At 55.3% G+C, this 22,752-nt stretch carries 22 protein-coding genes; 16 read left to right on the forward strand and 6 right to left on the reverse strand.

Annotated elements, in window-relative coordinates:
* Positions 1-42: 42 nt before the first annotated feature.
* The 8 genes from P0119_11885 (at position 43) to P0119_11920 (ending at position 7,461) form a co-directional block, all read left to right on the forward strand.
* Positions 43-828: a methyltransferase domain-containing protein gene (locus P0119_11885; protein MDF0666755.1), complete on the forward strand. Its 786-nt coding sequence runs from the start codon at positions 43-45 to the stop codon at positions 826-828.
* A gap of 142 nt (positions 829-970) precedes the next feature.
* On the forward strand, positions 971-1,258 hold the full coding sequence (locus P0119_11890) for a hypothetical protein (protein MDF0666756.1): 288 nt from the start codon (positions 971-973) through the stop codon (positions 1,256-1,258).
* A 118-nt stretch (positions 1,259-1,376) separates the two neighbouring features.
* The gene (locus P0119_11895) at positions 1,377-2,192 is read left to right on the forward strand and encodes a class I SAM-dependent methyltransferase (protein ID MDF0666757.1); all 816 of its coding nucleotides are present in this window, start codon (positions 1,377-1,379) and stop codon (positions 2,190-2,192) included.
* Between the two features lie 33 nt (positions 2,193-2,225).
* A complete protein-coding gene (locus P0119_11900; protein MDF0666758.1) occupies positions 2,226-3,086 on the forward strand; it encodes a sterol desaturase family protein in 861 nt (286 codons plus the stop codon).
* A gap of 1,012 nt (positions 3,087-4,098) precedes the next feature.
* Positions 4,099-5,265: a 4Fe-4S binding protein gene (locus P0119_11905; GenBank protein MDF0666759.1), complete on the forward strand. Its 1,167-nt coding sequence runs from the start codon at positions 4,099-4,101 to the stop codon at positions 5,263-5,265.
* A gap of 32 nt (positions 5,266-5,297) precedes the next feature.
* Positions 5,298-5,477, forward strand: a complete 180-nt coding sequence (locus P0119_11910; GenBank protein ID MDF0666760.1) for a DUF5989 family protein — start codon at positions 5,298-5,300, stop codon at positions 5,475-5,477.
* 119 nt (positions 5,478-5,596) lie between these two features.
* On the forward strand, positions 5,597-6,940 hold the full coding sequence (locus P0119_11915; protein ID MDF0666761.1) for a hypothetical protein: 1,344 nt from the start codon (positions 5,597-5,599) through the stop codon (positions 6,938-6,940).
* A gap of 269 nt (positions 6,941-7,209) precedes the next feature.
* On the forward strand, positions 7,210-7,461 hold the full coding sequence (locus P0119_11920) for a hypothetical protein (protein MDF0666762.1): 252 nt from the start codon (positions 7,210-7,212) through the stop codon (positions 7,459-7,461).
* Between the two features lie 872 nt (positions 7,462-8,333).
* On the opposite strand, the gene P0119_11925 is transcribed toward P0119_11920, so the two are convergent.
* The 4 genes from P0119_11925 to P0119_11940 all read right to left on the reverse strand — a co-directional run bounded on the left by P0119_11925 (position 8,334) and on the right by P0119_11940 (position 11,754).
* Positions 8,334-8,915 (reverse strand): DUF3365 domain-containing protein, encoded by a 582-nt coding sequence (locus P0119_11925; protein ID MDF0666763.1) that lies wholly within the window; start codon positions 8,913-8,915, stop codon positions 8,334-8,336.
* A gap of 142 nt (positions 8,916-9,057) precedes the next feature.
* Entirely contained in the window at positions 9,058-9,546 is a 489-nt protein-coding gene (locus P0119_11930; protein ID MDF0666764.1) for a hypothetical protein, read from the reverse strand.
* 148 nt (positions 9,547-9,694) lie between these two features.
* Positions 9,695-10,867, reverse strand: a complete 1,173-nt coding sequence (locus P0119_11935; protein ID MDF0666765.1) for a hypothetical protein — start codon at positions 10,865-10,867, stop codon at positions 9,695-9,697.
* 350 nt (positions 10,868-11,217) lie between these two features.
* Entirely contained in the window at positions 11,218-11,754 is a 537-nt protein-coding gene (locus tag P0119_11940) for a hypothetical protein (GenBank protein MDF0666766.1), read from the reverse strand.
* Between the two features lie 372 nt (positions 11,755-12,126).
* On the opposite strand from P0119_11940, the gene P0119_11945 reads away from it, so the two are divergent.
* The 6 genes from P0119_11945 to P0119_11970 all read left to right on the forward strand — a co-directional run bounded on the left by P0119_11945 (position 12,127) and on the right by P0119_11970 (position 17,173).
* Complete coding sequence (locus P0119_11945) at positions 12,127-12,456, forward strand: hypothetical protein (protein ID MDF0666767.1); 330 nt, start codon at positions 12,127-12,129, stop codon at positions 12,454-12,456.
* A 14-nt stretch (positions 12,457-12,470) separates the two neighbouring features.
* Positions 12,471-12,893 (forward strand): hypothetical protein, encoded by a 423-nt coding sequence (locus tag P0119_11950; protein ID MDF0666768.1) that lies wholly within the window; start codon positions 12,471-12,473, stop codon positions 12,891-12,893.
* A 36-nt stretch (positions 12,894-12,929) separates the two neighbouring features.
* Complete coding sequence (locus P0119_11955; GenBank protein ID MDF0666769.1) at positions 12,930-13,367, forward strand: hypothetical protein; 438 nt, start codon at positions 12,930-12,932, stop codon at positions 13,365-13,367.
* A 2-nt stretch (positions 13,368-13,369) separates the two neighbouring features.
* Complete coding sequence (locus P0119_11960) at positions 13,370-14,800, forward strand: calcium-binding protein (GenBank protein MDF0666770.1); 1,431 nt, start codon at positions 13,370-13,372, stop codon at positions 14,798-14,800.
* The gene (locus P0119_11965; protein MDF0666771.1) at positions 14,797-15,531 is read left to right on the forward strand and encodes a hypothetical protein; all 735 of its coding nucleotides are present in this window, start codon (positions 14,797-14,799) and stop codon (positions 15,529-15,531) included. The genes P0119_11960 and P0119_11965 overlap by 4 nt, the downstream gene beginning before the upstream one ends.
* Before the next feature lie 376 nt (positions 15,532-15,907).
* On the forward strand, positions 15,908-17,173 hold the full coding sequence (locus P0119_11970) for an IS1182 family transposase (protein ID MDF0666772.1): 1,266 nt from the start codon (positions 15,908-15,910) through the stop codon (positions 17,171-17,173).
* Here the strand turns inward: P0119_11970 and istB are convergent.
* The gene (gene istB / locus P0119_11975; protein ID MDF0666773.1) at positions 17,170-17,952 is read right to left on the reverse strand and encodes an IS21-like element helper ATPase IstB; all 783 of its coding nucleotides are present in this window, start codon (positions 17,950-17,952) and stop codon (positions 17,170-17,172) included. The two genes, P0119_11970 and istB, sit on opposite strands and share 4 nt — an antisense overlap.
* On the reverse strand, positions 17,949-19,217 hold the full coding sequence (gene istA / locus P0119_11980) for an IS21 family transposase (protein ID MDF0666774.1): 1,269 nt from the start codon (positions 19,215-19,217) through the stop codon (positions 17,949-17,951). The genes istB and istA overlap by 4 nt, the downstream gene beginning before the upstream one ends.
* Positions 19,218-19,347: 130 nt before the next feature.
* Here istA and P0119_11985 point away from each other — a divergent pair, with 130 nt between their 5' ends.
* Together P0119_11985 and P0119_11990 are read left to right on the forward strand one after the other, a co-directional pair.
* Entirely contained in the window at positions 19,348-19,551 is a 204-nt protein-coding gene (locus P0119_11985) for a transposase (GenBank protein ID MDF0666775.1), read from the forward strand.
* Between the two features lie 1,019 nt (positions 19,552-20,570).
* On the forward strand, positions 20,571-22,694 hold the full coding sequence (locus P0119_11990; protein ID MDF0666776.1) for a type I secretion system permease/ATPase: 2,124 nt from the start codon (positions 20,571-20,573) through the stop codon (positions 22,692-22,694).
* The last annotated feature ends 58 nt before the right edge of the window (positions 22,695-22,752 follow it).

Here is a 22,752-nt window from a genome sequence, read left to right on the forward strand (position 1 = left end):
ATGGGCTGATTCCCGAGGGAGCCATAGGAAAGGAGACGAGTCATGGTTGCATTTGTCGGAGAGAAAAAGGAGTCGATTTTCAAAGCGGTATCCGAGATGTATACCGATGTTGCCAGCCATCCAGATCGACAATTCCATTTCCCGACAGGACGCCCGGCCTGTCTGTTCGTCGGATATCCGAGCAGACAGCTGGACGCGATTCCCGAGACGGCGGTCGAATCGTTTGCTGGCGTCGGCTACCCCTTTGCCGTCAGCGCCATTCAACAGGGGGATCGGGCGTTGGATATCGGGTCCGGATCCGGCACCGATGTCCTAATCGCTTCCACCCTGGTTGGACCCAGCGGAAAAGTCTACGGACTGGACATGACAGAAGCGATGCTGTCCAAGGCCCGCGCGAATGCCGAAAAGATGGGGGCATTCCACGTTGAATTTGTGAAAGGGAACGCTGAGAAGATCCCCCTGCCCGATGCCTCCGTCGATAGTGTCACCAGCAACGGGGTGTTGAATCTCGTCCCGGATAAACCCAAGGCCTTTTCCGAAATCTTCCGCGTCCTTCGTCCTGGTGGCCGAATTCAGATCGCGGACATCGTGTTGGGCAAGCCGATCAGGCCGGAATCCAGGAACGATCCCCAGCTCTGGGCTGAGTGTATTGTAGGCGCAGTGCAGGAAGAAGACTATCTTGCCTTGGTTCGTGCGGCCGGCTTCAACAATGTCACCGTGATCGGGACGTTGGACTACTTTTCTAAGAGCGTAGACGCCGATACCCGCGAGGTGTCGGCAAAGTACGGGGCGAAGACCGTCGTGATCTCAGGCACCAAGCCGTCTTGACGGACGGCCGCCGTGCCTTGAATGCACTCGATACGATCGAGGGGAGACCTCGAAGAGGGTCTTGCAAACACACCCAGTTCCCCGCACTCCCATTATGGGAGTTTCGGCGCGGCGATTCCGCGCAAGCCGACAGGAGGACAACATGATCAATGCATATCTCGAAATCACGATGAAGGTGTCTGGCGTGGATCGCGCGAAGGCCGGCGCGGTGTACTCGAAGTACAAACCACCGTTTCTCGCGACGATTCCTGGTGCGGAATCCAAGGAGCTGCTTCTCCGTGAAGAGGATGTGCAGGTGCTTCACGGATTCGATTCACGCGCTTCGGCAGAAAGCTACCTGAAGAGCGCGCTGTTCGGCAACGATGTTGTGAGAGAGTTGAAGCCCTACCTCTTGGCGGATCCAGAGGTCCGGGTTTACGAACGGCAATAGAACGCGCTCTTCAAGAATACGACCGAACAACCGGTTGCAGCGGACGGCGCTGTGCGCCGCCGATGAGCCGAGATGTTCGGTCGTATGAACTCCGTGATCAATTGAGAGGAGAATCATCATGAATTCAAATCAAGCATTGTGGGAAAAGGGCGACTTTACTCAGATTGCGGCCAGCATGCGTGAAAGTGGGGAGGCGTTGGTGAGAAATCTCGGGGTCGCAAAGGGGATGAAAGTGTTGGATCTTGGCTGTGGTGATGGGAATACTGCTTTGCCGGCGGCCAAGCTCGGAGCGGACGTTCTCGGCGTGGATATCGCCAGAAATCTCGTGGCAGCGGGGAACCGACGGGCACAAGAGCACGGCCTGACGAATTGCCGATTTCAGGAAGGCGATGCAACCAACCTGCAAGGTCTCGCGGATCACACCTTTGACCTTGTGGTGAGCATCTTTGGCGCCATGTTCGCCCCGAAGCCGTTCGATGTGGCCAAGGAGATGGTACGCGTGACGAAGCCAGGTGGTCGGATCGTGATGGGGAACTGGATTCCCAATGATCCCACTTTGATCGCACAAATCTTGAAAATTAGCGCCTCGTACTCGCCGCCACCGCCGGAAGGATTCGTCAGTCCGATGACGTGGGGGATCGAGGCCAACGCAATCGAGCGATTTACCAAGGCAGGGGTTGCCCAAGAGAAGATTTCCTTCGTCCGGGACACCTATACCTTTAATTATCCCGGCAGGCCCTCGGCGTTCGTCCAGGCTTTCAGACAATACTACGGGCCCACGATGAACGCCTTCGAAGCAGCGGACAAGAGCGGCCGAGGCGGTGATCTGTTGAAGGAGTTGGAGACACTCTTCGCGGACCACAATACCAGTCCGCAGAAGGATAGTACTTCGATTCCTGCAACGTTCTTGCGTGTGACGGTGGGGGTGAGCTGAGCCGGGCGCTGTTCAACTGACAAGGAGCATTCGATGACCACGCAAGACACAATCCGCATTGGATCGTACCTGTCGGTGCTCATTCTGATGGCGCTGTGGGAGCTGATGGCGCCGCGAAGGCCGCTCACGGTTTCGAAGCTCTATAGATGGGGCGGGAATCTGACGATCGTTGCGCTGAATACTGTTATTGCCAGACTCTTGTTCATGGGCGGGGCCGTCTCTGTAGCAGTGGCGACACAGGACTGGGGATGGGGGCTGCTGTATCTTGTCGAAGGACCGGTGTGGCTTGAGACGGCCACGGCAATCCTAGCGCTCGATTTTATCATCTACTGGCAACATCGGCTCTTCCATAGCGTACCGCTGCTCTGGCGGTTCCACATGGTGCATCATTCCGATCTGGATTTGGATGTGACGAGCGGCGTTCGGTTTCATCCAGTGGAAATCATGCTGTCATTGGTAGTGAAAACGATGGCGGTCATGGCCGTAGGCGCATCGCCGTTCGCCGTGGTGATCTTTGAGGTCGTCCTGAACGCGACCTCGCTTTTCAACCACAGCAACGTGGCGATGCCTCAGGGTCTTGAACGCTTACTCCGCTGGGTGGTGGTGACTCCGGACATGCATCGTGTTCATCATTCTCAGGACGTGCCCGAGACAAACAGTAACTACGGATTCAACGTGTCGTGGTGGGATCGATCGTTCGGTACCTATTGTCCCGCGCCCGCGTTAGGTCACCTAGGCATGAACATCGGACTTGAATATCTCGGCCCTACCGTCTGCTTGAACCTCTTCAGGATGCTGCGCCTTCCGTTCGTCACCACCCTGGGACGGCACACAAGACAACCGTCAGTACCGTACGAACGAGAATGGCGAAGCCATTCCTGCCTGAGAAATTGAGTTTGCCCTCATCTAGGACTCCCGCATCGTTGTCAGTGCGGTAGGGGAAAGCCAGAAGCGGTTCGCTTGGTCGATTGCTGGCTCATGCGGACCGGTACGGTTCGAAACGTGGAACGATAGTCTGGGGTATCTCGCGCAGCGGGACAATGGTTCGAGATAGGGCCTAGCCTTTGTCGTCGATGTTATGCGAATCTCGCACTACATCAGGGCTGACGATCGACATCTGGTACCTTCCCGCCGGCATCATCCGAGTCGTTTCGGGAATTGTCGACGACGAGATCTCGGTATCCTTCAGTAAAATCCTTGGTCCTGGTTCATGCGCGACACGTTGAGCAAGGTGTTTGCCTGACATGGCGACGCGCGAAATCATGAAGGCCTTTCTAAAAGGAATGGCAGACAACTGGATACAAGGCGAAACGTCGTGTGTGTCACAATTACACAGGTGCGCCAAAAATAACCAGCCCGACTAGTGACTGCGGAATGAATAGAGGGTTATCCGAATCCTCTTGATCTGTTTCTCACCCTTCTTGTTGAGCAGAAGCCGTTACCGGCTGCCATTCTTGCTGTCGTTGTAGATACGCCATCCCAGGCTAGGTCGGATGTTTGCGTTCACAAGATGCCTGCCCTTCCCTCTGCATAACGAGTTAGAACAGGAGTCGGTTCGACTGATCATCGGGGAGGGATCGTAATTTGCTAGGCATCGACGCCGAGGAGCGGTGACGCACGCTGACAATTGACGTGAATTTGTCCCAGGTACGCATGACGCTTTAAATCCTGTCTGATCTCACTCTTGTGCGGTATACGGGAGAGTGCGAATTAGTGTTACAAAATTCAAAAGCGGCGTCCCTTTCACTGTTTTGATCATAAAGACCAGGCAGCTCAGACGGTGAGTATAATGAACCAGGTTGCGACGGAAATGAGTCCTCCCCTTCAGCTTATTACTGTTGATAGACGGAGCCCTTCACGAGACTCAGCCGCATCATGTAAGGTTTCCGCTCCCGGGGACCTGCCGATGACGAGACGGCATAAGTACCGGATGATCGCGTTGGCGCTTGTGCACGTCTACATCGCATTCCATATGGTTGCTTGGCACATCTTCGGGGTACAGATCTGGGGCAAGACGGCCATGATGGGAGTCCCGTCGCTTGCGAATGGGACCATCAATGCAGCCTCGATCATGGTACTCCTGATCTTAGGATCGATTTTTATTTTTGGACGTGGCTTTTGTGGGTGGGTCTGCCACATGCGGGGGGCGATCGAATTTGCGGATTGGGTTCTTCTCAAGCTGAAGGTCCGTCGCTACTTGGAGATAAGGAACAAGAACGTGCTCATCAATACTCCCCATCGCTGGCTGCTCAGAATTGGAGCCTTGTTTGTGCTCTTATTGCCGGTCATTGTTTTGATCCACAACACGGGATTTCAGACGAAAGTGAGCCCGATGACGCCCCCACCGCTCGCCGATCTACCGGGCTATGAAGGCAAGGCATTTGCCAAAGCCGCCTGGTTCAACTTTGATATCAGCCCAACCTGGCACGATTTCTTTATTGCGTTTGGCTTTGCCGTGTTCATTCAATTCACCATGAGCATCGTCCTCAACCTTCGCTATGGACATGGCGCGTTTTGCCGGATACTTTGCCCCTACGTCACGATCATGGTGCCTCTCATGAATCGGTCTCCGTTTCAAGCGAAGATTACTCGTGTCGCTCAGTGTGTAGGGTGTCGGGATTGTAGCAATGCCTGCCCGCAGGGAATCGATGTGAGTCGTGAAATTTGGCATTTTGATGGAAAAGTCACGAATCTCGAATGCATCAAGTGCTATGCCTGCATCGACGCATGCGACGACAATGTGTTGAGGGATACCTCACTGCCGGCGGTTCCCCAAACTGATCGGCTGAAGCCGTACGAAAAGCGTCCCTGGCAGCAGGAGATGGTGCGAAAAGACGGATTGCTCAGCAATAGCCGGCACATGCAGGTGTTCGAGCCGTTGGGTCCGATTGCCGATTTCTCATCGCTTCTTGTCGCCCTAGCGTGCGGAGGTCTCACTTCGCGCTTTGGAGGATTTTGGTTCTATCCAGGCGCAATCCTGTCTTTCATCGCATTTCGAGAGTGTTGCCTGTATCTGATGAAATGGTCCTCGCAGATCAGGGCAAGGTTAGCAGCCGCGGCCGGTAAAGCATGAGATCTGGTTCATGAACAAAGGAAGGAACATATATGGCGACTGACTCCCGAACAAAAGCCTATCTGGGAACGGTTGGAGAATTTATCCAGTTCGTCGGCGAAAGAAAATCTTACTGGCTGGCACCTGTTATCTTCGCTCTGTTGCTACTGGCGGCACTGGGATTCTTTCTTGAAGGAAGCGTGCTCGCACCGGCGATTTATTCAATTTTCTAGTCCAAATGAGTCTAACTTCCTATCGCGTCAGGCGGCAAGTTAACCCGGCGCGATGGAAGTTTTTGTAGGAAACACGGTCCCGCACATCTGACAATCATTTTATCGTGTTGGAGGAGTCGATGCTGGAAGTTCAGGACGTTCAGCGTAACCTGGCAAGAATACGAATGCGGGGCCGGTTATTTTGGTCGGTCTTGATTGGCGGTTTCTTGCTCGCCATCATTCTCGTTCCGACTCACTATGCCGCGGCGAAGGTGGCAGGCTTTCTGTGGGTCATCGTGAGCATCGCGACCTGGATGTCTCCGATGATGAATCATTGCCCTAGCTGTCACAAACCATTTGTTGAAGGATGGTTCCCCTCAGGTTTGATCGTGATCACCTGTGCGAACTGTGGCATCCAGCTTGACAAAAGGCCTGAGAGCATGCCTCTACTCGTGGCACCGAGCTCCCTTCTCAATTCACCTGATGAACAAGCGCAACGAGCGCTCATTCGAAGAGTAGGAAAGCTAACGCTAAGAGTAGCTGTTTTCGGCGCAATCTTCTTCCTTGCTGGAGAGCTCACGCTTCGACTGGTGTTTTGGGAAGGGGCATCTTTTAGTGCGCATAAGGGTCCGATCGTTCAGCGGCTTGAAAAGGATGTCAAATTCAATCGATTCGATGGCCCTTCCAGAGGGCCGGAGCCGGCTGGTCCAAAACAGGCTAATGACATAAGAATTTTGATCCAGGGCGACTCAATCACCTGGGGGCAGGGCGTGAGGAACGAGGAGCGCCTGTTCTCAAACCGGCTGCTCACTCGACTTCGAGAGACCAACGTGCCGGTTGATATGGCGGTATTAGCCCGGCCCGGTAGGGAGATTGACGAGCATGTCCAGCAGCTGAAGAAATGGGGCTACGAGTTACAGCCCGATGTCATAATCTATCAATGGTACATCAATGACATTGAACTGGAAAGGGAGCATCGGCCGCGGAGGGACAGGCTCTGGCGGCATTTGTGTTTTCATTCCATCCTGCAAAAGTATTCTTATTTGTGGTTCTTCATGGATTTCAGCCTCGATACGTTACTTCCTTCTTCTACTCTCCCATACGAAATCTACATGTCTAGTCATTTCAAAGAGGATAGCGCTGGTTGGCTATTATTCGAACGATATTTTTCGGATTGGACTATGTTGGCGAAGGAGCTGGCACCCCGTGTCATTGTGACTCTGTACCCGCATATGTCATTGAAGGCCGGAGCTCCTCCGGTTATGCGGCCAGAAATCGCGGATATCCACACGAGGATGTTGTCACTCTGCAGGGCGCAAAACCTGATCTGCGTGGATTTGTCAACTTCAATAGCCAAGTTCGATGATTCTCGGGCCGTTAAAACAGGTCCATTTGACAATCATCCAAGTGTCGCGGTACATGATCTGATTGCCGATGCCCTATATGAAATACTCGAAGACGGCAATGTCAAGGTAGCGAATTGACGACCGACTTGCCGCACAATTGGTGAGTCGACAAGGAAAACAGCTCCAGGCGTATTCGCGTGGATGAATTCAGCTCATATACTCGCCAGGAAGCGGGAACAGTTTGATCGAACGCTTGTAACACGATTGAACCATCCAACTCATTGGACCCAAACCATTTCCACCGCCTTGTGCGCGTAGTGTGAAGCCTCGACGGATTGAGAGCCGATGTTCTACGATGGCTCTCCGTTCGAATAAAAGGGGTCGGGTTCCTTTGTTGAGGACATCGTATGGGAATGGAGACAATGATGCTCTTTTCAGCGCGCGCAGCCATAATCTCCTCGTTGGAGGAGACGGTGACGATATCGTGGTGGGCGCTCTCATCGATCACATTGCCGATGAGGCGTAGCCGGGAATTGCCAGGGATTATCGAACCTCCCTTGATGGCACCGATTGTCTGGACGGCGAGGCAGGTCATGATCGAGTGGGCGGTGGCGGAGGAGCGGGCCGTCCGCCTTCAGCCATCCCCAGCTTTCGACTAGTTAGAATGCCTCAGCACTTTCGTGCAGAGTTCATCCGGTCAGATCGGAATGCGGTATGGAGAGACAGCTTTCTTGACAGCCAACCGAGAGCCTCTTGGACTCACGCACACTTCTTATTGGGAACGCAATGCATCTGTTCGTTCCTGCGCTTGTCGCATCCTCCCGTTCTGTCATCCCCGGCCAAGAAGTGTGCGCCCATGAGCGAACCAAAATATACCACCATTGCATTGAATGTCCGATTGAAACCTTCTGAGTTCTCCGCCCACCCACGCGCGGTCAACTCCACGAACGTCGGTGTGGCGTAGGGGACAACCTATCTCGATTTCGGCTTCATCGAACCGGCGCTGCTGGCTTCAATCGCGAAGACGGCAAAGCTGGGCAAGCGGCTCCGAAAGGCTTGGACGGACATCTGGTCACCCACATTACGATGGGTGTGATCACTTTGGTGTGGTGGCAGCGGCAGATTTATCAGGTGTTAGTCGGCCTACGCGATGCGCGGCAGGGGAAGACAAAGGTTGAGGGAGGCGACCATGGGAAATGGTCGTTTGAAAGCTCTGATCCTATTTGCAAGTGTGTTTGCACCGGTGAATAACCGGATGGAATCCACTTTTTCAAAGTCCGTGGGTGCAAGACCTATCTCATCAATGAGCATGGATCACGAGGGGCGTCCTTTACACTTCCAAAGCCCCCCGGCGTCGTGCTCAATCCCTCACCTCGGATGAGAGAAACTCTTGAGCTGGTTGACCTGTAAGCGGGAAATTTGAGCAGGGCGGTCTTGCCTCAAGTCAACAACAAGCGGCAGAGTTACCGGACGACAGAGCAGTGAGCTCAGGAAAAGACCCCCCACGGAGGGCGAGGTCAATCGTGGGGGCTTAACGAACTGGAAAGGAAATAATGATCCCTCCCATCACATCATAGAGCTTGTAGTCCCGCTTTGCGCTCAGAGGATGACTGTTATGGCATGTTACACAAGCCATGGAGACGGCCCGGTCTGCAAAAATTGCCTTGAAATACCGTCTATCACCTTCTGTAATGATTCCCGTATAGGGTTTCCGGGGATTCTTTACCACCGCTTCCAAGCCCGTTCGTTCAAACTGATCCACCGGCCCGTTCTTCGTGTAAATTGGGCCTAAGCTGCCTAGGCGAACATGGAGACCGAGGCCTAACCCCTGAACCTCTTGACCCGCCATCTGAAGCAATTGGGCCGGAAGAGGCAACGCCCCCCTTTCTTTCCAGTCTTCCGCCGCCACAGTGACCTTGCGATCCTGTAGCTGTTCCACGACATGGGTGGAATAGATGCTCCGATCGACCTGAATGACTGCATGAATGTATTCTGCCACCAACTCCGGGGGGATTCCCTCCGGCCCTCCCGCCTGCGCAACAGTCACGGCAATACCTGCAAGCAGAATGGCCAAGAGTTTGCCAAGGATCCGTCCAGCTGCTTTCTCGATCATGGCAACCCTCCTTCCTCATACTCCGATGCGGGACTTGCTCAGATACTCATGTGCTCTACGAGGCGTGCCTCCAGCTCGACTATTTTGTCAGCGCTGACAGTTCGCGATCCTGTCAATATGACTTAGAGCTCCGACGATCCCGTTACTTGGATGGTTGTTTCGCATCCAGGATAAAGATCTCGCCGCGCATGGTGTCACTCAGTAACTTCCCGTGAAGATTGCACCAGAAATGAAACCGCTCAAAGCTCGCTTCAGGGACACTAAAGCGGAGCATGACGCGATCTTTTGGTTCAACCCGAACTCCGAAGGCGGTCAGTGTATAGACGATGGTCGCGTGGCCTGAGATCTCCATGTCTTCCGCCTTCATGAGTAATGGCGAGACGAACTCATGCGCGACCTCATCCTCATTCCGGAGCAGGATGGCGAGGTCCATCCCGACTGGTAAAGAAAAAGCCGGATTCGGTCCAGAATTCTCAACTGGTCCGCCCTTGACCACATGAAAGGCCTTGTCTTTCATCACAACGACGACATCCGGTTCATACAGCAGCTCTTCGGCCGAGCCTATTCCCCTCATCCCTATCCCAAATGCGAACAGGATGACGACTGCGATCAATCCCGATCGTGAGGGCACTTTTCGGCCTCCTCCTTTTTGTCGACGGATGCATTCTGGGGAGAAGATCATGCCTTCGGGGAGTGTGAGCAACGGATCGCGCAACAGAAATCAGGTCGCCCGCGTCGATCGGATGAACCGGCGTCGGGCGACCTGAACCGCCATCGCTTCAGCCGCCGCCGATTCCACTGGTCTCTATGATCGCCAATTCCCCGCGCATTGTTTGTCCATGCTCCTTCCCATGGACATTGCACCAGAAGACATCATAGATGGTTGCCTTGTCGCCATATTGATCCAGCTTGGCGACAGGGGCGGTAAACTCAAGAGTCACGGCTTGCCCCGGATCGATGCGAATCCCGGAGGCTCGGGCGGTCTTGACCACCGTCGCGTTGCCCGAGATACGGAATGGGACATCGCGGAACAGCGTAGACATGAACTCGTGCGCCACGAGATCCCGGTTGAGAAGTTTAATGACCACCGGCATCCCTGCCATGAGAGCAAATCCACGGGCTGTCCCACCTTTTGTGATTTGAAAAGTTTTTTCGCTGATATCAATGACCACGTCAACTTCGCTTGGGGCGAAAGGTTCGGGAGGTGCGGCCTTTGCCCAGTAGTCACGGACCTCCGAGACCGAAATAAGGTTTGTGGCCTGGTACGTAGGAGGGGCCATCTCCCCAAGCTGATTCTTGTTGATCAGCAACGCCACACGAGGTTTGTTGGGCTCCGACCATTCTTGTCTCATCGCGGTTCTGGGCACGGTCATCATCTGCCCGTCTCCTTCTAGCTCGATCAGTCCATACTCGGTCCCTATTGTGGTGTCCGTCAGTGTTCCTGTGAGATGGCCGACCGGGTGACCATCCTTGGTATACACGGGATAGTGCGCTCCCGCTTTGAAGGAAAGCACCCCATCATTGGGCATGTAGCCGTCCCATCCCTGAGGCAGTCCAAGGTTGACAGTTTCAGAAGCTGGAGGCGCATCAAACCGCATGAGGCTCGCGCTGCCGAGATCTGTGACCTCGACCTTCACAGTGTCTCCTCGGATAAATGGGCAGTCTCCCATTCGAAAACCGGTGCCAGGCTTCGATTCCATTTTCACTTCCTTGCTACCGGTGCGAGTCGGGCAGATCAGGTGAGTATCTTCCGTGACTGCGACGCGAACTACCTCGCCCGACGCCTTCCTGATCCAGTAGGCGTTCCCTTCGACCTTGACGATATATCCGTTTAACATGTATTCGGCACCACTCACCGTCACTTGCGCCTTATCCTCAAACGACCCGGCAGTCGCTGTCGCAGCGAAGGCGAGCGCGACAACAACTCCTCCTAAGATGCCGATGTAATGCATGGCGATCCTCCTTGCTATAGGTTATCTTGCTGAATCTGCTGACACCATGTTCTCTTCTGCCGTCGCACAGCTAGCCCCATCAGGGTGTGAAATATCGGTGACTGATAGGAACGAGACGCCGAAGTCGAATCACATAAATTGAGGATCAGATCACTGCGGTATTGGGCCGAGGTGGAGAGAGAAACGAGAGAGCGCAAGAGGAGGAGAAATGGCATCGGATCCCCCTTGCGAAAGGGTCGATTGCTGACAGCCTACTCCTCTGTTGACGATGATGCAAGAGGCGCAGCAAGCGTCTCAAAAAAGAGGGATATAGCGTCCAGTTAATGTGATTAGACCGTGTGAATTGGAACTCATGTGGCTCGCGAAATGGCTTCTGGCCGAGCCTCCTCTTTCTTCCTAGCCAGGAACAACTTCCGGGTATACCAGACATAGAGCAGTGTCAGTAGCGCGAAGTTGGTGATGAGAATACCTGGCGTCATCCATTGCCATCCGTCGAATTTCCAGTCAGAGAGGGGCCACAGTACCGGAGTTGGGAAAAAGGCGTACGAATGCAACGGCACGTCGGCTAGGACATGGAGTCCCCACGCTCCCAATTCCCAGACCGGACGTTTCAGGAAAAGCCATATCAGCAAAAAGACGGTAAGAAATATGATGAAGCTATGAGTGTAATGATAGAGGTGATGGACATATTGAGGAATCGTCGATTCCAGGGGAGTGCCGCGACTGAAATCGGGCTTCGGCGATAAGCCGAATGTGGCAGCAACGTACAGGACCCCGAATGAAAAAAGATCAGGGGCCATCCCGATGGCAAATGCCAGCCCGAAACTCGATCGGCTTCTTCGACCGAACGCAATTGAACCCCAGAGGCCGTGTGATACAAAATCCATAAGATCCTTTCGCAGGCGTCCAACGACGATAGTGTATCACGGACGCACGGCTGCCCCCTATGACAAGAAGTAGATGCAGGTTTTCGCCCAAAAGACTAAAAAGGGTCCGGGAGTCTTTTCAACTCAGAAGAGTCCAACGTTAGGGTCGCGGCTGGTCATGTCTGTTCAAGAATGATCTTCAGTGAAGGAAAACACGAACACGGCCGATCGACTCGCAGCCCCTTGCAAAAGAGAGATGTTGCGTCCGACTGTTCTTAACCGGACCAAAAGTAATAATCACTGGCACACTCGTCTTATGAAGCGGACAATGCCGAGGCGATCCATGGTTCTTTCCATTCGATTTTGTCATTTCTTACCAAGGAGTCTCTCGCGATGAATGAACTCAAAGACACCACCATTGCCTTGAATGTCCAATTGAAACCTTCCGAATCCTCAGCGCATCCACGCGCGGCGAACTACACCAATGTCGGTGTTGCACAGGGGATTGCCTATCTCGACTTCGGCTTCATCGAACCAGCCCTGTTAGCTGCCGTTGCGAAGACAGCGAAGGACGGCCAAGCCGCACCGAAAGGCTTAGATGGCCATCTCGTCACTCGCGTCGCTATGGATGTCAGTGCCCTGGTGCGTTTGCAGCAGCAGCTTCAGCAGATGCTGGTGGGCCTGCGCAAGGCCCGGCAGCAAAAGCCAACAGCGGAATCCTGAGGAGAGGGAGGGGCATGCGACGGCATGGGCCTGTCTTTGTTGAAGCCTTGGAAAAGGAGCGCGGGATAAAGATGAAGGTGAAGGTACCCAAGATACTGCAATTAGTTCTGGGAGGGGCGCTTTGTGTCGCGTTCACAGAATCGGCGTGGGTGTGGGAGATGGCACAGGCAGGCGACACGACTAACAAAGCAGACGTCGTCACGAAATATCCTCCGTATCCGAATGTGTGGGATTGGGTCACGCCGCTTCCTCATCGAGCCATGCAATATCTGCAGGCCGATATCCAATCGGATGGCGACGTTCGCATCTCGTACGAGCTCAACAGCAAGGAACTTAAAAAACGAGAGGCGAATATTCTTGAGGCAGAGACTTACGGAATCACATTCTTTGGGCATCAGCGCGTTGAGCCGCATGAGGGTATTATCCACTCAGTTTGACGAGTCACCTTATCGAGCGGAAAGATTCTGGAAAGTGTGAGTGATGTAATTAGACAGAGCAAAGGCTGTTTTGAGCGTACTGAACGTCTCCTTCTGTTGAAGGACGCACAAGGGAAACTGATCGCTCAGACATACTTGTTTTATATTTTGAGCAAGCCCAAGCGGTTCACTGTTCGCGAAGATTGTTATGACGGAGAAGATTTTACATATCAGGTGGAAGCAATTCGGGCGAGCCTTGTTCCTTTGGAGGACGACACATTTCTAGTGGTAGACAGAGATCATGGGCTTGTGATCCGTTTTGACGAGCAGTTCAAGACAAAGTCGAAGCTGTTAAACCGACGAATATTCGTTGACAACCTCCAGACATTTGGATCGTCGGAAGGTTATGGTAGCCGCGAAGAAGGCAATCGCGATTGGCAGCGGTACGAAGATGATCTCTATCGCCATTTGATGGATGTGAAAGGGGGGAAGTAACCATGCCGTTTACAGGGACACCTGACGAAATACGCTTGAAGGGATTGCTGAACGATTTGTTCCTTCAAAACGAACTCAGCGGGGCATCGCCCTACACGCTTAGCTTCGCTGTTGGCAAGAGCGGCTATTCATTCGGGGTTCCTCAATTTGACCTATCATCAAATAGTGATGGACAAAATCTCTTAAAAGAGATTCTTGAAAACGCTACCATCAGCGGCAGCTTTATTGTGGATGATGGGAATCCGGCAACTGGGCGTTCAAACGACACCGAGGTGCTCCGTCTCCGTAGCTTGGCGATCCAGCCTGGCGGAATAAGTCTGAATCCGTCTGATAAGGCAAAGATTAACCAGGCCTTAGGCAGTTCCTATGGTGTCCAAGCGATCGACGATGCACTCGACCCCCATTTGGGACTTCTTCTTAACAAAGCAAACGCCGTTATCAATTTAACATCTGGACCAGACCGCACGTTTTTAGAAAGCGACTTGGGGAAGCTCTTTCTCTCTGATTTTGACAACCAATACAACATTGAACTTCCCAATCCCCCTATGAGTCAGGGTGGAGCGCTCGCTCGCTTTGTGCAGGGGCAGACGGTGTTCAGGATTACCAAGCAGGGCGACTTGGGTGTTGGTGATCTGCTGAACTTTTACTTTCACACACAACAAGCTCGGCAAACGCCTCATGATCCGGTTCGACGCTTTGCCAATGTGGTCGAAGTCGCCGGTGGGTATGCACCCGGTACCACGACGACTGATCTGGCCGATGCGAAAGAAGTGCTGCAGGCCTATACTTTCTTTGTTGCGCCGAATAAGGCACAAATTACTTCAGCCAATGCGGATGCGCTGACCGAGTTTATGGCGCGGGTGATCAATCCTGCCAAAGCACCAGTCATTGCAGAGTTTTCCTCAGGTCACACAATCAACGGTGAAGTCTTGGTGGGCACGGAGTTCAGTAACACTCTCGATGAATATGGGAGTCTGGACTTGAGCCAGAACGATCTCTTGTTCGGTGAAGGGGGTAACGACTTTGTGTACGGGCATGGTGGGGAGGATGTGCTGTATGGAGGCGCCGGCGAAGACAGACTGTATGGCGGAGCTGGCGATGACCGACTTGAAGGCGGTGAGGGGTTCGATACCTATCGGTGGTCCATGGGTGACGACCATGATCGGATTGAGGACTCCGATGCTGATGGTGTGATCTTTGTCAACGGGCAGATGCTCAGCGGTGGGGTGAAGAAATCTGGGCATACGGACTGGGTCAGTGCTGATGGCACGATCAGGTACGAGATGTCGGGAACGGATCTCGTGGTAAAGCTGAACGGCACACAGATCCTGACCGTCAATGAGGATTTCCAGAGCGGACAGTTTGGAATTCGGTTGATTGATCCCTTCGGGTGGGTGGATAGCACAAGGACGATGGAAAGGATCGCGGCATGAAACAACGACGTACAGGTTTGAGCTTGGCACTGGGGTTGCTCTGGTTGTTGTGGGGGGCGGCACTCACTGAGGGGAAGGGGCCGCATCATTTTTATTTCACGCTGAAAATGAGCGAGGACAAGACGCTCTGTCCCGCGATTACTGAAGTGTTAGCGGAAGAATATAACGAGCATTGGATTCAAGATCGCCCGCACCATCGGTGGTTCGTACAGTGGGAGCCTGTGCGCAGTCTTGGCGAGCAGTTCCAGGATGCGTCAGTATTTCATGAAACCGACTGCCATGTCCTGCGCTGGGCACGGTTCGATATCAACAACGATGGACGAGCAGAGATTGTCACTAAGCTGAGTGGGTGTCTTGGGGGTATTCGCAGCGATACGCTCTCTATTTTCCGAAGCGATGCGCCACGGTCCGGGATCTACGACAAGCTGGTGAATCCATCAAAAGTTGATCAGGAGGGATTGCTGGAAGATCTCAGCTATACGGGAGAATGGTACGAACTCAAAAAGCTCCCGCTGTTCAAGGGCAAGCGGGGTGGCATGCAGTTGCATGGAGTGGGGGGTGTTGTATGGATTCATCCGTTCGTGTTTGGCGGGAAGACATACTTGAACCTTCACGGTCTTTGCTGTGATGAGGGTGGAAGCGCGTGGCACGTGATTGTGCGCTATCGACGGGATGAGACGAAGTCCTCGCAGCTTGAAGAGGTGTGTTACATAGAACGCCGACAATTGTAGATTATTACCGGCGGAAGGGAAACGCGACATGGCACTCACAAATTTGCATACTGACTGGACGAGAGGGTCGTACCTTGCTGACCGCAATGACTTTGTGAAGCAGAGAGAAGGCGATGCCTTGTATGCGCTTGTATTAAGTGGAGAACAGGGGCTCACATTTCCGGTACCAGGTCGGCCAACCCCAAAAGGAATTCAGCCGTATACTGAGCCAACTGGTAGCGGGCAAACATTGGCAGTTGGGTACGGGTTTGATCTCTACAAGAACTCGGTCAGTGACATTATCGCTTTCCTAGGAGCCTGTCCGACATTAGCCCTCGCACTTGCGTGCCGCCGCTGATGCGTGTATCTACGTAGTGATGAGTGAGGAGGCTGTGTGATGACGACACGGACGTTTCGCCCCTACGAGCCCGACGACTTGTGGCTGTTGCCGCCATCTCCGCAGGACTGGTTGCCGGAGGACCACCTGGCCTACTTCCTGGCGGATCTGATGGAGGCCTTGAACCTCGATCCCATTCTCGCGACCTATGGCGGGGTGACGCGCGGCACGGCGCCGTATCATCCCCAGCTGCTGGTGAAGGTGCTGCTCTATGCCTACGCCGTCGGCATTCCGGCGTCGCGGCAGATTGCGCGCGAGCTGGAAGAGGATGTGGCCTTTCGCGTGCTGGCGGCGAACCAGCGGCCGGATTTCCGGACGATCAGCGACTTTCGGAAACAGCATCTGACTGCCTTGGCCGCCCTGTTTGTGCAGGTGTTGAAACTCTGCCAACGGGCGGGCTTGGTCAAGCTGGGCCACATCGCCTTGGACGGCACGAAGGTGAAGGCGAATGCCTCGAAGCACAAGGCGATGAGCTACGGGCGAATGGTGACGGAGGAAGCGCGGCTGCAGGCGGAGGTGGCAGCCTTGCTCAAGCAGGCTGAGGTCGCCGATGCCCGGGATGATGCGACTTATGGTCCGGATCGGCGCGGCGATGAACTGCCCGCCGAACTCGCCCGGCGCGAACAGCGGCTCCAGACGATTCGGGCCGCCAAAGCGGTGCTGGAGCAGGAGGCCCAGGCTGAGGCTGCTCTCACGCAGGCGGCTCAGGAGGCTCGCCAGACAGAAAGACCGCGCCGGGGTCGGCCGCCGCAGCCCCCCAGCCCGGTGCCCCATCCGAAGGCCCAGCGCAACTTCACCGACCCGGAGAGCCGGATCATGCCAGCGTCGGACGCCAAGGGGAGTGTCGTGCAAGGGTACAACTGCCAAGCGGCCGTCGATGCGAGGGCCCAGATTATTGTGGCCGCCGACGTCACTGATGAGTCGAATGACAAGCAGCAAGCCCAGCCGATGCTCACCCAGGTCCTCGCCAATACCGAGCAGGTGCCCCGGACCGTGAGCATGGACGCGGGGTATTTCAGCGAGGTGAACGTCACGGCCCTCACCGCACTGGGCTGCTGGCCCCTGATCCCGCCGGACCGCCAGCTTCACAGCCAGACCGTGCCGAGGGCATCCCGTGGCTGCCCGCCAGCGGGACTGTCGGTGGCCGATCGGATGCGCCGTACGCTCCGTACGCAACGCGGGCGACAATGCTACGCCCAACGCAAAGTGTCAAGGGTCATCCAAATTGCCCCAGTTATGGTCATCGAAAATTCCCCACCCCGTTAGGTTGTCGTTGACGCTTCTTCGACCCGCACAAGTCCGGCTTTGAGTTTCTCCTTCAGCCGGTAGGAATGGCCCCGGATGTTGATGGTGATCGCGTGGTGGAGCACCCGATCCAGGATCGCAGTCGCCAGCACCCGGTCGCCAAACACCTCGCCCCAAGCCCCGAAACTCTGGTTACTGGTCAAAATCATCGGCCCCTTCTCATAGCGGCGTGAGATGAGCTGAAAGAACAAGTTGGCCCCGGTGCGGTCAATGGGCAGATAGCCGATCTCATCAATGATCAGCAACCGGGGAATGGTATAGAGCTTCAGCTTGTCCTCCAGCCGATTCTCCGTGAGCGCCCGAGTCAGCGTAGCGATCATGGCGGCGGCTGTCGTGAACAACACCCGATAGCCCTGGGCAATGGCTTGCAGCCCTAGCCCGATGGCCAGGTGGCTTTTGCCCACACCGGGCGGCCCCAAGATCACGACATTCTCGCCGTGCTCGATGAAGTGGCAGGTCGCCACCTGCTGAATCTGCTTCTTATCCAACGAAGGCTGGTAGCTGAAGTCGAAGACCTCCAGACTCTTGACGAATGGAAATCGCGCCAAACTCGTCCGCATCGCAATGTTCTTCGCGGTCTTGGACGCGACTTCTTCGCCGAGCACCTGGTCGAGGAAGTCGGCATAGGGCAGCTCCTTGACGGCCGCTTCTTGTAAGAGGGCCTCCAGCCGCTCCCGACTCTTCAAGAGCCGTAGGCGCGTGAGTTGGTCACGGAGCCGTTCCAGTTGCGCCGCGTTCATGGCCGCCCCTCCTGCGACGCCGTGCGCTCACACACCGCCTCGTACCAGGCCAGATCCCGCACTTCGACCTCCGGCAAGGCATCGGGGCGAGGGGACCGATCGCTCACCGTGGACCGACGGTGGCGGGCGAGACGCGCACTGGCTCCAGGGCCGTGCTCGGGCTGGATTCGGAATTGGTGCTGGCCCGGGAGCACCGGGTGCGTCGCGATCTCTTGGTCACGGTGAAAGATGTGGACCGTGTCCCCCCGTCGTTGCACTTCAACCCGCTGACCAATGAGCCGGAAGGGCACGGAGTAGCGGTTCGTCGCCAGGCTGACCAAATAGTCCTCGGCCACGATCCGTGAGACGCGCGCCTCCTGCTGGAAGGCGCGCTGGTCCGCCAGCGGGACCAGGTGGTTGCGTTCTCGCGCAAACCGGACGAGTGGCTCCTCATGCGTCGTGCCATGGATGCGGCGGTCGGCAATTGTCGCGGTCCATTCGTCAAGTTGGGTTTGAAAGTCCACCAGATCGACAAACGTTCGTCCCGGCAGAAAGTTCCGTTTCAGATATTTCACGCCGGATTCGACCTTACCCTTGGTCTGGGCCCGATAGGGCCGACACACGCGCGGCTCAAAGCCCCAATAGTCGGCGAAGGCTTTGAAGGTGGGATTCCAGAGCCGCCGCCCCGTCTCATCCGCATAACAGACGGTTCGCGGTCGGTCATACAGATGCTCTCGCGTGTGGCCACCGAAATGCGCAAAAGCCCGTTCATGGGCCTCGAGAAACTGCGCCAGCCGCTCATCGGCACAGGCGTAATAGAACCCACGTCGGCTGAACCCCAACGTCAACACGAACACGTGCACCACCGTCGGGCCGGCGCGGAAGGGCACGGTGGCTTGGCCCCAATCAATCTGACTCTGCTGGCCCGGCGGTGTCTCAAAGCGGAGGAGGGCCCGCTCCGCCTGCAGCTGACCCTCACGCAGCGGCGCCACCCCTCGCTTCACCGTCTCATAACTGCCGATGTACTCGTGGCTCGCTCGCAGTTCCTGATAGAGAATCCGCGCCGAATAATTAACCTGCGACGCACGGGTCCGCACAAAGTCGGCATGGGCGGTCAGCAGCGTCTCCGTCATCGCCGCTCGGCGATAGGGTTGCCACGTCGTCTGCTGCAGACTGCGCCGCACGGTCTTCCGATCCAGGTCCAACCGCCGCGCAATCCCTGAAATGGATCCCCGCTCTTCATGACGCAACCGTCGAATCTCCGCCCACCGCTCTTGATCCACCATACATACCTCCCGAGTGTGGTCTACCTGGGACGGTATGATCGTTGTCTCCTTGCTATCGTCAAGTTCCATCACATCCCTCCTTCGGTGAGAGGGTGGGGAGAATTCATTGACCACATCTGGGGATTATTGCATGACCGCTGACAAGCAGGGGCGTGGCTATCGGCAATTCCTGTTGCGGGGGATGCGGCAGGTGCGGGGCGAGTGGGCGCTGATCTGTACCACCCATAATGTCCTGAAGCTCTGGCGGGCCCTCGCTCATCGGCCCCGAGGTCCCGGACACCGCCTGCGCATGCTGTGCGGCAGCCGGAAAGCGAACCGGAGGAGACAGAGATAGCGACAGGGCTCAGTGCCGACCATGTGCAGCCGAATACAAGCTGACTCCGCGGTCAAATTCATAGTTCGCTCAGGGCAATGTCGGACGGACTCCTAGCCCGGATAATTCACGACTGGTGATAGAAAACAGCCATCGAGACTCCGAAGGGCTAAAAAGGTGCCGGGAGTGTTTTTATAACAAAAATGAATACGTACTTTCCTCACCACAGATCGTCCGGAGTGAGTCCGGTTACTTTGGCTAGGCGAGCGAACATGCGGGGGCCGATTTCATCGCGAGCGTGAAAGGAAAAGACCACATCCGCTCGCCCTGTTCGTTGGAGGACGCGATGTGACCCCGTGGAGCGCTTGATCTGCCGGCCGATTCGAAGAAGTGTGAAGAGTAGGTGAGAAGCCGGTGTTGAAGGTTAGCGGCTCATGCCGCAATGAAGGAAACGTCGAGTAATTCCTCGGGACTGCCTCATCGTTTTCGAGGCGGTTGGCCATGGTTCGGAGCGCAAGAGCCTGCACTGAAGGAAGGGCGGCAGCACGGGTTTGACCGTAGGCCATCACACCGGTAATGCCGGGACTTCGCTGATCCACCGGACGTCTTCCTCCTGCTGCAGCTCGATCTTAAATTGAGAAACGGTTCCCATTGAAGCGTCTTTATAAGCCTAGGCCTCTTAGGCTAAGCCTGACGTGTGCGAACAATCAAGCAACTGTTCCCTAAGTGTCAACCTACTTTAGAAATGTCCGTTTGCTCCCCCCCTCGTCCGTCCTTGTTCGTACCCACTTCCGTTGGACTGTCCCCCCTCTAAGAGAAGCCAGAATAGTTCCGATCCGTTGGTACAATCGGCCCTCAGCGATTTTATCCAGAGGCCGTGGAACCGAGCGCCTCGGAAAGACTTTGAACCAGGTCAGGTGCTCCATAATGTGCAACCACAGAAGGTGGTAACGATTTCTCTTGCGCGCTGAGCCGATACAACCGTGGATCGCATGAACCATTCCGGACCGCACCTACCGCATAACGCTTCCGCTGCTTCTGTGAACAGGGCGCCAGCCGACAACGGCTTGATCTGCCTCCTGATCATCGCTCGTTTTCACGATCTTCCCGCCGATGGTTCGCAGCTGCGGCATCAGTTCGCGCGGTCTGGGCAGGTGTTTTCCGATGCGGACATCCTCCGTGCCGCAAAGCATGTGGGACTCAAGGCCGGTCTACTCAAGACCGCATGGAGCAAACTCCAGAAAACACCGCTGCCTGCCATGGTAAAGCGAACTGATGGCCGCTATGTCGTTCTGGCGAAGGTCCAAGAAGAGAAGGCACTAGTCCAGGATCCGGTCGAAGCACGGCCGCTCGCGCTTTCTCGCGAGCAATTTGAAGCGACATGGACCGGGGAACTGTTACTCTTTACTAAACGAGCCCCTGTCCGTCACCAAGACCTCACGTTCGACTTCACTTGGTTCGTCCCCGCCATCGTCAAATACCGCAAGTTTTTCGGTGAAGTGTTGGTCGCGTCGTTCTTTCTTCAACTCTTTGCCCTGTTGACGCCACTCTTTACACAGGTTGTCATCGATAAAGTACTCGTACACAAGGGGTTCACGACGCTCCATGTGTTGGCGATCGGTATGATCACGCTGGCAATCTTCGAAGCGATTCTAGGCGGGCTCCGGATCTACCTGTTTTCGCATACGACGAATCGGATCGATGTGAGTCTGGGCGCCCAACTCTTCCGGCATGTCCTGACGCTCCCCATGTCCTATTTTGAAGCCAGACGGGTCGGCGATACGGTCGCCCGCGTACGCGAGTTGGAACAGATCCGTCAATTCTTGACCAGCCATTCCGTGACGGTGGTGCTGGACGTCCTGTTCACTGCCGTTTTTCTAACGGTCATGTGGGCATACAGCCCCACGCTCTCGCTCGTCGTCATGGCTTCGCTTCCAGTCTATGCACTGCTGTCGATTGCTATAACTCCTGCGATCCGGACGCGTTTACATGAAAAGTTCAACCGAGGCGCCGAAAACCAGGCGTTCCTCGTTGAAACGGTCAGCGGGATCCAGACCGTCAAAGCCATGGCGGTCGAACCTCCACTGGTACGGAGATGGGAAGAGCAATTGGCAGGCTATGTGCGGGCGAGTTTTCGCGCGACGAGCGTGATGATGATTGCCGGTCAGTCCGCAACTTGTGTCCAAAAGGTGACCACCGTCGCAGTGCTGTGGATGGGCGCCTATCGTGTGATCGATGGAAATCTAAGTATCGGGCAGCTGATCGCATTCAATATGTTGTCGGCACAGGTGACAGGGCCACTTCTACGATTGGTGAATCTCTGGCAGGAATTTCAACAAGTGGGCATCTCGATGCAACGGTTGGGCGATGTGCTCAATACTCAGCCCGAACCATCGTATAACCCGAATCGAACGACGTTGCCTCGGGTCATGGGGCAGGTACGATTCGATGAAGTGACGTTTCGGTACCGGCCTGATGGGCAGGAAGTCACCAGAAAGATGTCTTTTTCCGTTGAACCTGGACAGGTCATCGGCATCGTCGGACGTTCAGGATCCGGGAAAAGCACCATTGCCAAATTGCTGCAGCGTCTCTATGTGCCGGAGCGGGGACGCATTTTGGTGGATGGAACGGATTTGGCGCAGGTCGATCCTGCATGGCTGCGCAGGCAAGTGGGAGTCGTGCTGCAGGAGAATGTCTTGTTCAACGGCTCAGTCCGAAGCAACATCGCGCTGACCGATCCCGGATTGCCGATGGAGCAGGTGATCCAGGCCGCTAAAATAGCTGGGGCTCATGAGTTCATCCTTGAATTGACGGAGGGCTACGACACGCTGATCGGCGAGCACGGATGCACGCTCTCAGGTGGGCAGCGTCAGCGGATCGCCATTGCGCGGGCTTTGGTCGCGAACCCTCGTATTCTGATTTTCGATGAAGCGACCAGCGCATTGGACTACGAATCCGAAGCGGTGATCCAGCGGAACATGGCGCAGATCTGTAAGGAGCGTACGGTCTTCATCATTACACATCGGCTGAGTACGGTGCGGCCTGCCCATCGCATCTATGTCGTCGACAAGGGAGAGATCGTCGAGGAGGGATCGCATGCTGAACTCCTCCGTCGTGATGGCTTCTATGCGCGATTACAGGCGCAGCAGATTGGCAAGGAATAGGGGACTCTCAGATGGCTTCCGGAGCGTTCGGCAGACATTGGACGGTGTGGAGGGCGGT

The organism is Nitrospira sp. (assembly GCA_029194665.1).
GTDB lineage: Bacteria > Nitrospirota > Nitrospiria > Nitrospirales > Nitrospiraceae > Nitrospira_D.